The 10154-nt window shown below is 71.6% G+C and carries 12 protein-coding genes; 9 read left to right on the plus strand and 3 right to left on the minus strand.

The window, feature by feature from the left end:
* The 3 genes from hisS to hisG all read left to right on the plus strand — a co-directional run.
* On the plus strand, positions 1 to 1479 hold a 1479-nt coding region (hisS, locus tag QZV94_RS19150), incomplete at its 5' end, for a histidine--tRNA ligase (protein WP_293680476.1).
* Positions 1479 to 2612, plus strand: a complete 1134-nt coding sequence (locus QZV94_RS19155) for an ATP phosphoribosyltransferase regulatory subunit (protein WP_293680479.1) — start codon at positions 1479 to 1481, stop codon at positions 2610 to 2612. The genes hisS and QZV94_RS19155, both read left to right, overlap by 1 nt.
* On the plus strand, positions 2609 to 3559 hold the full coding sequence (gene hisG, locus QZV94_RS19160) for an ATP phosphoribosyltransferase (protein WP_293680482.1): 951 nt from the start codon (positions 2609 to 2611) through the stop codon (positions 3557 to 3559). The genes QZV94_RS19155 and hisG overlap by 4 nt, the downstream gene beginning before the upstream one ends.
* Positions 3560 to 3908: 349 nt before the next feature.
* On the opposite strand, the gene QZV94_RS19165 is transcribed toward hisG, so the two are convergent.
* The gene (locus tag QZV94_RS19165) at positions 3909 to 4475 is read right to left on the minus strand and encodes an NUDIX domain-containing protein (RefSeq protein ID WP_293680484.1); all 567 of its coding nucleotides are present in this window, start codon (positions 4473 to 4475) and stop codon (positions 3909 to 3911) included.
* Between the two features lie 98 nt (positions 4476 to 4573).
* Between QZV94_RS19165 and QZV94_RS19170 the strand changes: the two genes are divergently transcribed.
* From QZV94_RS19170 to QZV94_RS19190, 5 genes are all read left to right on the plus strand, one after another.
* Complete coding sequence (locus QZV94_RS19170) at positions 4574 to 5851, plus strand: LLM class flavin-dependent oxidoreductase (RefSeq protein ID WP_293680487.1); 1278 nt, start codon at positions 4574 to 4576, stop codon at positions 5849 to 5851.
* A gap of 2 nt (positions 5852 to 5853) precedes the next feature.
* Complete coding sequence (locus tag QZV94_RS19175; protein WP_293680490.1) at positions 5854 to 6630, plus strand: alpha/beta fold hydrolase; 777 nt, start codon at positions 5854 to 5856, stop codon at positions 6628 to 6630.
* A 154-nt stretch (positions 6631 to 6784) separates the two neighbouring features.
* Positions 6785 to 7150: a hypothetical protein gene (locus QZV94_RS19180; RefSeq protein ID WP_293680492.1), complete on the plus strand. Its 366-nt coding sequence runs from the start codon at positions 6785 to 6787 to the stop codon at positions 7148 to 7150.
* Between the two features lie 78 nt (positions 7151 to 7228).
* Positions 7229 to 7804, plus strand: a complete 576-nt coding sequence (locus QZV94_RS19185) for an alpha-ketoglutarate-dependent dioxygenase AlkB (protein WP_293680494.1) — start codon at positions 7229 to 7231, stop codon at positions 7802 to 7804.
* 26 nt (positions 7805 to 7830) lie between these two features.
* Positions 7831 to 8103, plus strand: a complete 273-nt coding sequence (locus QZV94_RS19190; protein WP_293680496.1) for a hypothetical protein — start codon at positions 7831 to 7833, stop codon at positions 8101 to 8103.
* A 30-nt stretch (positions 8104 to 8133) separates the two neighbouring features.
* Here the strand turns inward: QZV94_RS19190 and QZV94_RS19195 are convergent, their stop codons facing one another.
* Entirely contained in the window at positions 8134 to 8544 is a 411-nt protein-coding gene (locus tag QZV94_RS19195; protein WP_293680498.1) for a limonene-1,2-epoxide hydrolase family protein, read from the minus strand.
* Positions 8545 to 8704: 160 nt separating this feature from the next.
* On the opposite strand from QZV94_RS19195, the gene QZV94_RS19200 reads away from it, so the two are divergent.
* Entirely contained in the window at positions 8705 to 9556 is an 852-nt protein-coding gene (locus QZV94_RS19200; protein WP_293680500.1) for an SDR family oxidoreductase, read from the plus strand.
* 28 nt (positions 9557 to 9584) lie between these two features.
* Here the strand turns inward: QZV94_RS19200 and QZV94_RS19205 are convergent.
* On the minus strand, positions 9585 to 10154 hold a 570-nt coding region (locus QZV94_RS19205), incomplete at its 5' end, for a hypothetical protein (RefSeq protein WP_293680503.1).

A 10154-nucleotide genomic window follows, 5' to 3' on the forward strand; every position in this document is an offset into this window, starting at 1 on the left:
GCCAACGACCCCACACGCCCCGAAGCCCGCGCGCCGCGGGGCTTCGTCGACCGCCGGGGGCGCGACGTGGCCAGCGAAAGGGCGATCCTGGCCGCCGTCAGCGGGGTCTACGAACGCTGGGGCTTCGAGCCGCTGGAGACCGGGGCGTTCGAGTATGTCGATGCGCTCGGCAAGTTCCTCCCCGACACCGACCGGCCCAACGAGGGCGTGTTCGCCCTGACCGACGACGACGACCAGTGGGTGGCCCTTCGCTACGACCTGACGGCGCCGCTGGCGCGGTTCGCCGCCCAGAACTGGGAGAGCCTGCCCAAACCGTTCCGTCGCTATGCGTACGGACCGGTATGGCGCAACGAGAAGCCGGGCCCGGGCCGCTTCCGCGAGTTCGTGCAGTGTGACGCCGACACGGTGGGCTCCTCGCGGCCCGAGGCCGATGCCGAGATCATCGCCATGACCGTCGAGGGCCTGGAGGCCGCCGGCCTGCCCGCCGGCTCGGCGGTGGTGAAGATCAACAACCGCAAGCTCCTGAACGGCCTGATGACGGCCGCCGGCGTGGCCAGCGAGGGCCAGAAGCTGGCGGTGCTGCGCGCGGTCGACAAGCTGGACCGCTTGGGTCCGGATGGCGTGCGCCTGCTGCTGGGCGAGGGGCGCAAGGACGAGTCCGGCGACTTCACCAAGGGAGCGGGCCTCAATGCGGCCGCCGCCGAGCGGGTGCTGGCGTTCACGGCGGCCGGGGCCGGCGGGCGCTCGGAGACGCTGACCAAGCTGTCCGACGTCGTCGGCGGCTCTGCGGAGGGCGACGAGGGTCTTGCCGAGCTCGCCGCCATCGACGCGGCGCTGACTGGCCTCGGCGTCGGCGTGGACCGGGCGGTGTTCGAGCCGTCGGTGGTGCGCGGCCTGGAGTACTACACCGGCGCGGTGTTCGAAGCGGAGCTGCTGCTCTCCACCCTGGACGACAAGGGCCAGCCGATGCGGTTCGGGTCGATCGGCGGCGGCGGCCGCTACGATGACCTGGTGGCCCGTTTCACCGGGGAGCGGACGCCCGCGACCGGCTTCTCCTTCGGCGTCTCGCGACTGGCCGCGGCGCTCAAGGCTTCCGGGCGCGAGCTGGCGTCGGCGTCGCGCGGCCCGGTGGTGGTGATCGCCTTCTCGCCCGACCGGATGGCCGACTACTTCGCCGTCGCCCGCGAGATCCGCGCCGCCGGCATTGCCGCCGAGGTCTATCTGGGCTCCTCCGGGATGCGGCCGCAGATGAAGTACGCCGACCGCCGCCTGTCCCCCGCCGCGATCATCGTCGGCGACGACGAACTGGCCGCCGGCACGGTGACCATCAAGGACCTGGACCTGGGCCGCGCGCTGGCCGCCAAGGTCACCGACAACGCCGAGTGGCGCGCCGAGCGGCCGGGCCAGCAGACGGTGCCACGCGGCGAACTCGTGGCCGTTCTGCGCGCCATCCTGGCGGCGTCCGGGAGCGCAGGCTGATGCGCGTCGAGCCCAGCGTCCCGGCCGACGTCCTGGCCGCCATCCGAGCGCCCCTGGAGGGCAGGGGGGCGGAGCGGGCCGACGCGCCGCTGCTGCAACCGCTGAATCTGTTGCTGGACCTGGCCGGCGAGGCCATGCGCACGCGGCTGTTCGTGGTGCAGTCAGAGGGCGGCGCCGAGCGCTGCCTGCGGCCGGACTTCACCATCGCCATCGCGCGCCAGCACATCGAGAGCGGCCGCCCGGCGGGACGCTACCACTACCAGGGCGCGGCGTTCCGCGCCTCGACGGCGGCCGACCGGCCTGAGGAGTTCGTGCAGGTCGGGCTGGAAGTGTTTGCGCCGCCCGACGGAGCTGCAGTGGCGGCGGACGCCGAGGTCGCCGGGCTCGCCTGGCGTGCGGCCGCGGCCGGTGGGCGAGACGACCTCTCGCTCTGGCTGGGCGACGTGGCGCTGTTCGGGGCGTTCATCGAGAGTCTGGACCTGGGCGAGACGCTCAGCGGCCGCCTCAGGCGGGTCGCCGGGCGCCCGCGGCTGCTGTCGGCGGAACTTTCCCGCATGGGGGACGCGGCCCCGGCCGGCGGCGGCGGCGCGCTCGCCGGCCTGCTGGCTGGCCTGTCCGAGGCCAAGGCCGCGGCGCTGCTGGAGGAAGTCTGGGCGCTGGCGGGCGTGGAGCCGGTGGGCGGCCGCGGGCCCGCCGAGATCGCCGCGCGCCTGGTCCGCAAGGCCGAGGCCGCCCAGGCCCCGGCGCTCACCGAAATGCAGGGCTCCGCGGTGCAGGCGTTCATGGCGATCGACGATGCGCCGGGCCCCGCCTTCGCCCGCATGCGCGAACTGGCCGGGAAGCGCGGTGCGGCCCTCACGGCGGCGCTCGCCGGCTGGGACGCGCGCCTGGCCGACCTGACCGAGGTCGTGCCGGTGGAGCGCATCCGCTTCACCCCCGCGCTGGGCCACGCCTTCGACTACTACGACGGCGTCACCTTCGAGGTGCGCAGCGCCGCGGTGGGAGCCGAACGCGCGGTGGCGGTGGGGGGCCGCTACGACGGCCTGCTGGCGCGCCTGGGCGGCGGCGCCTCGGGCGGCGCGGTGGGCTGCATGGTCCGACCCTGGCGAGCCTACGCGGGGGGCGAGACATGAGCGGGCTGATCATCGCCGTGCCCTCCAAGGGCCGGCTGAAGGAACAGGTCGAGGGCTGGCTGGCCGATTGCGGCCTGAAGCTCGAGGTCACCGGTGGCGCGCGCGGCTACCTGGCCAGCCTGAGGGGCGTGGACGGCGCGCAGGTGCGGCTGCTGTCGGCGGCCGATATCGCGGAGGCGCTGGACGCGGGCGAAGCGCACCTGGGCGTCACCGGCGAGGACCTGCTGCGCGAGCGCGGGGAGGACCTGGATGGCCGCGTCCTGCTGCTGCGGGCGCTGGGCTTCGGCCGCGCCGATCTGGTCACCGCGGCGCCGAAGAGCTGGCTCGATGTGGAGAGCATGGCCGACCTGGAGGAGGTGGCGCACGACTACCTCGCCCGGACCGGCCGGCGCATGCGGGTGGCGACCAAGTACCTTAGCCAGACGCGGTCGTTCTTCGCCCGCCATGGGATCGCCGATTACCGCATCACCGAGTCGGGCGGCGCCACCGAAGGCGCGCCGGCGGCGGGCACGGCCGAGCTGGTGGTCGACATCACCACCACGGGGGCGACTCTCGTGGCCAATGGCCTGAAGGTGCTGACCGACGGCGTCATACTGAAGAGCCAGGCGCAATTGGCGGCCAGCCTGCGCGCGGCCTGGGACGCCCCGGCGCTGGCGGCGGCGGAGCGGCTGCTTCGGATCGTGGAGGCCCGCGCCGCGGCGCTGCGTAGCGCCACCCTGACCTGGCCCGCCCGCGGCGATGGCGAGGAGGCTGCGGTGGTCGAGGCGCTGACCGCTAAGGGGGCGACGCGGCGGCCCAACGGGCTCCTGGTTGATTCGGCGCAGGTCGCGGACGCCTCGCTGGCGCTGGGCGCCGCAGGGCTCGGCCCGGTGACCGCACTGAAGCCGGACTTCGTCTTCGATGTGGGCTGCCCCGCCTTTGAGGCGCTGAAAGCCCGCGTGTTTTGACACAACAGTCAAAAGACGGCGTAAAATTTTCCCTTGCGGGCGATTTTCCCGCTTCCCATGCCTTGAGTAGGGTCCGGGCCCGTTGACTTGGGGCGAAAATTGCCGTTTTGTCATCTGGCGAGAGACATGAAGGCGCTAGTCCCGAAGTCTCCGGCGTTTCGGGGAGGAAACGCCCGCTCAATAAGAGCGACTGCTCAAGGCGGCCCGCAGCGACTATCCCCCGCTGCGGGCCGTTTCTTTTCCGCATCCCAACCTTTTCGACCCAGACGTCAAATCCGCGCCTGACCTGATGGTCGGGGAACTCTTGCGTGCTGGCCGAGGCGTTTTCAGCCCGGTCGCTGACAATCCGCTACCCGAACAGCTCGGGCCGGCGCACCCGGAGCGCCAGGATCAGGGCGAGGGACTTCAGGTCCTCGATCCTGCGCTGTTCCACCCAGGTCCAGAGTTGGGCGAGCGGGACCTCCTCTACGGTGATCTGCTCATTTCCGCCCGGGGTTCCGCCGCCGGGGCCGAGGCGGTCGGCCTCGCCGTAGGCAGCCAGGAACAGGTCGATCCGCTCGCTGGAAACGCCCGGGCTGGCATAGGGTGATCCCACCGCCTCGAGGCGGGTCAGCCGAACGCCGCACTCTTCCATGGCCTCGCGGATGGCGGTCTCCTCAGGGTCCTCGTCCTCCACCATCCCGGCCGGGGCCTCCAGCAGCTCCGGCGGGCCGCCGGACCAGATCACCGGGGCGCGGGGCAGGTTCACGAGCAGCGCCGTCTTCCGCGCCGGGTCATAGGGCAGCACACAGGCGGCGCGGCCGTGGTGCTCGATCTCGCGCCGGAACGACTGGCCATCGGGCCCGGTGAAGGTGGCGGCCAGGATGGTCACATAGCCCTGGTAGACCGTCTCCACCCTGCGCAGTTCCACCGTCATTCCGCGCCCCTCCGAGCCCGATCGCCGCTTGGCGCCGGGCCGCTTTCGATTATCGTCGTTCAGTTGATCGCCCGGAAGGGGCGGCGCGGGAGGAAGCCATGAAGTTCACCTGGTTCAACCTCATGCCCTGGCCCTATCTCCCGGACGACTTCCGGGAGAAGCACCGCTCGGTGTGGGTGGACATCGACCAGAAGCTGTTCGACCCCGTCAAGAGTCACGAGGTCTACAACACCTACATGGACCTGCTCGAATACGCCGATCAGCTCGGCTTCGACGGGGTCGGTGTCAACGAGCACCACCAGAACGGCTACGGCATCATGCCCAGCCCCAACATCATCGCCGCCGGCCTGGCGCGCCGCACCAAGGACGCGGCCATTGTGGTGCTGGGCAACTCGATCGCCCTCTACAACCCGCCGGTGCGGGTGGCCGAGGAGTTCGCGATGCTGGACTGCATCTCCGGCGGGCGGCTGGTGGCGGGGTTCCCGGTGGGGACCTCCATGGACACCAACTACTGCTACGGCCAGATTCCGTCGCTCACGCGGGAGAAGTACCAGGAAGCCCACGACCTGATCATCAAGGCCTGGACGACCCGCGAGCCGTTCGCCTGGAACGGCCGCTACAACAAGCTGCGCCACGTCAACATCTGGCCGCGGCCGATCCAGCAGCCGCGCCCGCCGGTGCACATCCCCGGCGGCGGGTCCGTCGAGACCTACGATTTCTGTCTCGATAACGAGTACTCCTACTCGTACCTCAGCTTCTCCGGCTACCTCCGCGCCCAAGCGCTGATGGACGGCTACTGGAAGCGGGTCGAGGAACGCGGCGTCGACAAGAGCCCCTACCGGGCCGGTTTCGCCCAGACCATCTGCGTGGCCGAGACCGACGAGGAGGCCGAGCGGCTCTACTGGCCGCACGTGAACTACTTCTACAACCGCTGCCTGCACGTCTATCCGGGGTTCGCCGATGCGCCGGGCTACCGCACCATAAAGACCATCCAGACCGGGGCATTGTCCCAGTATGCCCCGCCGGTGGGCGGCTACAGCCAGCTCACCTGGAAGGATCTCGTCGAGGGCGGCCACGTGATCGCCGGGTCGCCGGAAACGGTGCGCCAGCGGCTGGAGGACCTCGCCAAGGGGCTGAATGTCGGCAACATCTTCTGCCTGATGCACGTGGGCGACATGCCGGCCGACAAGTGCATGTACTCCACCAAATTGTTCGCCGAGAAGGTGATGCCCAAGCTGCGCAACGTCTTCCCGGACTGGGCCGACGACAACCGCTTCTGGACCTCGCCGCTCGACAAGCGCGTCACGTCGGGATCGCTGCCCAAGCAGGCGCCGACCTCCGCGGACCTCCTGAAGACCTACGGCGTGGAGGCGTGAGCATGGACCTGCGCACCGTCCAGACCACCTACGCGAACGTCCAGTATTACGTTGGCGGCGCCGGGCCCGACCTGGTCTTCCTGCACGGCGCCGGCGGCGTCACCGGCGACGACCCGCTGCTGGCCGAGCTGGCCAAGTCGCACCGGGTCTACGCCCCGCTGATCCCCGGCTACGGCGACAGCGAAGAGGCGCCGGAGATCCGCGACATGCTGGATTTCACGCTGCACACCTGGGACGTGGCCATCGCGCTGGGCCTGAGGGACCCGGTTCTGGTCGGCCACTCCATGGGCGGCATGATCGCCGCCGAGATGGCCGCGGTGCAGCCGCGCGACGTCTCGCGCCTGGCCCTGATCGCTCCAGCCGGCCTGTGGGACGACGCCCACCCGATCGCCGACCTGTTCGCGACCATGCCCTATGAGATGCCGGCGCTGCTGTTCCACGACGTGGAGGCCGGCGCCGCCATGCTGACCGCCGGGCGCAACGTCACCGATCCCAACTTCCTGCAGACCTACCTGGTCGCCAACGCGCGCCAGCTGGGGATGGCCGGGCGCATCCTGTTCCCGATCCCCGAGCGCGGCCTGTCCACCCGGCTGCACCGGATCCGGGCGCGGACGGTGATCGTCTGGGGCGACTCCGACCGGCTGATCCCGCCCGTCTATGCCCACGCCTTCAAGAAGGCGATCCTGGGCGCGGAGCTGGTCTCGATCCCGGAGGCGGGCCACATGGTCACCCTGGAGCGCCCCCGCGCCGTCGCCGACGCCATCGACGCGCTCCACTAGCCGCCGGCCGGCGAGGGCTCCCGGAACCAAATGGGCCGCGGGGGCGGCTACGGCTCCAGCCGCGAATGATCCGCGCGCTGAACCAAACCCGCAGTCCCTCGTTCTTAACCCCCAAGACGAGGGACGACACCCCCACGCCTTGAGGAGAGAGACCATGAAGACCATCGTCATCGCCCTGGCCGCCGCCACCGCGCTCAGCGCCGGCGCCGCTTCGGCCCAGCCCCACTACGGCGCGCGCCACGACGGCGGCCGCTGGATGAGCATCAACGAGCGCCAGGCCCGCCTCGACCACCGCATTGACCGCGGCATCGAAAACGGCCAGCTCAACCGCCGCGAGGCCATCCGCCTGCGCCGGGAGTTCCAGCGCATCGCCTACCTGGAGAACCGCTACCGCGCCAACGGCCTCAGTGGCTGGGAACGCGCCGACCTGGATCGCCGCTTCGACGCCCTCTCGGCCCAGATCCGCTACGAGCGCCGCGACGGCGACCGCTACGGCTACAACAACTATCCGCGCTACTAGCGACCCGCGGACGTCCAACGACCGGCGGCGGGAAGGGCGACCTTCCCGCCGCCTTCGTTTGCGCCCATCTCGCCACCCATGAGCGCCGCCGACCTCTTCGACCTTCCCCCCATTGGGCCCCCCGCGGCCCCGGAGGGCTTCGCCTACCGCCCCGACCTGGTGACCCCCGCCGAGGAGGCCGACCTGCTGGCCCGCCTGGCGGAGCTGCCGTTCGAGCCGTTCCAGTTCCGCGGCTTCCAAGGCCGCCGGCAGGTCTGCTCCTTCGGCCGCCGCTACGACTTTAACGGCCCGGGCCTCGTCGAGGCCCCGCCTATCCCGGACTGGCTCAAGCCCGTCCGCGAGCGCGCCGCCGCCTTCGCCGGCCTGCCGCCGCAGGCCTTCGAGCACCTGCTGATCAACGAGTACTGCGAGGGCGCGCCCATCGGCTGGCACCGCGACCGCCCGGTGTTCGACCGCGTGGTCGGCGTCTCGCTGAAGTCGCCTGCGGTGATGCGCTTCCGCCGCCGCGTCGGCCCGCGGTTCGAGCGGATCAACGTCCCACTCGCGCCCCGCTCGGCCTACCTGCTCGGCGGCCCCGCCCGCCACGACTGGGAACACAGCCTGGCGGAGGCGCCCGCCCACCGCTACTCGCTCACCTTCCGCAACCTGCGCTGACGCCGCCGCCCTCGGCGCGCCGCATCGTGCTATGGACCCTGGTGCCCGACCCCGACCCCGCCGACGCCGCCGCCCGGATCGAAGCCCTCGCCGTCGCCCTCTACGAGAGCGACTGCCGCGAGCGCGCCGGCGACATGGCGCGCCGCACCACCCTCTCGCGCATCCGCGCCCACTACAGCTTCCCCGCCTGGACCAACCTGGCGCCCCGCGAACGCGCCGCCTGGCGCGCCCGGGCCCGCGCCAGCCTCGCCGAATGCGCCGCCTGGCTCGCCGACGAGGCCGCCTGGGACCAGCCCTGAGCTCGCCGCCTCCGCGCCCTCAGTTACCAGCTACGTTTGCGGCGACGCCATCGCCTGCTGCAGCTCGGGCCACTGGCCGAGCAGGGTGCCCAGGTCGAAGTACTCGCGCCAGACGGTGATCAGCCCATCCTTCACCTCGAAGATGCCGATGACGGGCAGCTCCGCCCACCGCTCGGGGCCTAGCTGGTGTCGGTCCAGTCGCTCCATCACCACGGTGTCGCCGTCCGCCACCTGGCGCGTCACCAGGAACTGGTTGCTGAGCGTGGGCGCGAAGAACGGCTCCAGCGTCGCACGCACCCCCTCCGGGCCGCGCGCGGTCCCCATCGGCAGGTTGGTGTACTCGCAGTCCGGCGCCACCAGGCGGCAACCGGCTTCGAAGTCCATGGCCTCCATGGCGTTCAGGAAGGCGGCGACGACGTCGAGGGGCTTGGCGGGGGTCATGGGCGTTCCTTTGGCTGACAGCCGGACATGTGCGCGATCCCTGCCGCCCGCGCGATTACCTCCCCGGTAATCGTCACGGTCACGCAAGGCGCGCGCCCCGCCCCTCGCTTTCCCCTGCGGAGATCGCCCTACGCTCGTGGCGCACACGGGAGCGCACGTCATGACCGACCACATCGCGGGCAAGACCATCGTCATCACCGGCGCCGGCGGCGGCTTCGGCCGGCTGGTGGCCCAGAAGGCCGCGGCGCGGGGCGCCAAGGTCACCTGCGGCGATATCGACGCGGCCGCCGTGCGCGAGACCGCCGACCTCATCACGGCGTCCGGCGGCCAGGCCCAGGCGCTCGCCGCCGACGTCACCCGCCTGGAGGACCTGGTCGCCCTGGTCCGCGCCAGCACCGACGCGTTCGGCGGGGTGGATGTGATGGTCAACAACGCCGGGATCATGCCGCTGGCGTTCTTCTCCGACCACGCCGCCGCCCACGCGGCCTGGAGCCGCTGCATCGACATCAACATCAAGGGCGTGCTGAACGGCATGGTCGCCGCCTACGATCCGATGATCGCCGCCGGCCGCGGCCAGATCGTCAACATCTCCTCGATCTACGGCAACTTCCCGGTGGTGGGCGCGGCGGTCTACGGCGCCAGCAAGGCGGCCGTGAACTTCCTCTCCGAGTCCTTCCGCATGGAGACGCGCGGCAAGATCAAGGTCACCACCGTCAAGCCCACCGGCGTGCCCGCCACCGGCCTCGGCGCCGCCATCGTCAACCCCGCCGCCGTGGTCGGCATCCTCGGCCACAACATGCCCGAGTTCATGGCCGCCATGGGGGCCCTAAACGAGGCAAATGGGGAAGAGGGCAATCTCGCCGGCGGCCGCCTCGACCCCGAGGAGATGGACTACCTGGCCCTGGCCCCCGAGCACATCGCCGACGCGGTCCTGCACGCCATCGACCAGCCCTGGGGCGTCTCCATCGGCGAGATCACCGTCCGCGCCGCCGGCGACCACTACATCCTCTAGACCCGACCCCAGGCCCGCTCATCCCCGCTCATCCCCGCGCAGCCCCGGACTTCCACCCCGGCCGCTTCTTCAGCCGCACCAGCTGCGCGTTCAGCGGCGCCATCGCCCTGCGCGCCGCGCCCACGCCGCCGCGCTCCACCCCCATGGCGATCTCCAGGAGCTGGTCGCGGTACCAGTCCTCGCGGTCCACGCACGCCTGCGCCACGGCCGCCGCGAACCCCGGCCGCGTCCGACACCACGCATACAGCGTCCGCGCGCACGGCATGTCCGGCCGCGCCGCCAGAGAGCGCAGCGACCCGCCCTCCACGATCCCGGCCAGCACCGCCGCCTCCAGCTCCGGCGACCACTTGCCCCGGCCCGGCCGCCTAGGCTTCGTCCGCCACCCGTCGAACACGAACCGCAGCATGGCGTCGAACCGCGGCGCCTCCCGCCGCCACCGCGCCAGCACCGCCATCGACGGAAACGCCGGGTCCGACGCCAGCACGTCGCGCAGGCTCGCCCCGCCCTTGAACAGCCGCACATACAGCCGCTCGGCCACCACCGGATCGAACGCCCGATACCGCCCCCGCAGACGCTCAACCCTCTGCCCGGCCCGCGC

The organism is uncultured Phenylobacterium sp., assembly GCF_902826855.1.
In the GTDB taxonomy this organism is placed as follows: Bacteria; Pseudomonadota; Alphaproteobacteria; order Caulobacterales; family Caulobacteraceae; genus Phenylobacterium.

Coding starts and splice junctions, on each gene's coding strand:
- hisG (WP_293680482.1), top strand. CDS start 2,609: ATGAGCGGGCTGATCATCGCCGTGCCCTCCAAGGGCCGGCTGAAGGAA.
- QZV94_RS19165 (WP_293680484.1), bottom strand. CDS start 4,475: ATGACGGTGGAACTGCGCAGGGTGGAGACGGTCTACCAGGGCTATGTG.
- QZV94_RS19195 (WP_293680498.1), bottom strand. CDS start 8,544: ATGACCCCCGCCAAGCCCCTCGACGTCGTCGCCGCCTTCCTGAACGCC.
- QZV94_RS19180 (WP_293680492.1), top strand. CDS start 6,785: ATGAAGACCATCGTCATCGCCCTGGCCGCCGCCACCGCGCTCAGCGCC.
- QZV94_RS19170 (WP_293680487.1), top strand. CDS start 4,574: ATGAAGTTCACCTGGTTCAACCTCATGCCCTGGCCCTATCTCCCGGAC.
- QZV94_RS19185 (WP_293680494.1), top strand. CDS start 7,229: ATGAGCGCCGCCGACCTCTTCGACCTTCCCCCCATTGGGCCCCCCGCG.
- QZV94_RS19155 (WP_293680479.1), top strand. CDS start 1,479: ATGCGCGTCGAGCCCAGCGTCCCGGCCGACGTCCTGGCCGCCATCCGA.
- QZV94_RS19200 (WP_293680500.1), top strand. CDS start 8,705: ATGACCGACCACATCGCGGGCAAGACCATCGTCATCACCGGCGCCGGC.
- QZV94_RS19175 (WP_293680490.1), top strand. CDS start 5,854: ATGGACCTGCGCACCGTCCAGACCACCTACGCGAACGTCCAGTATTAC.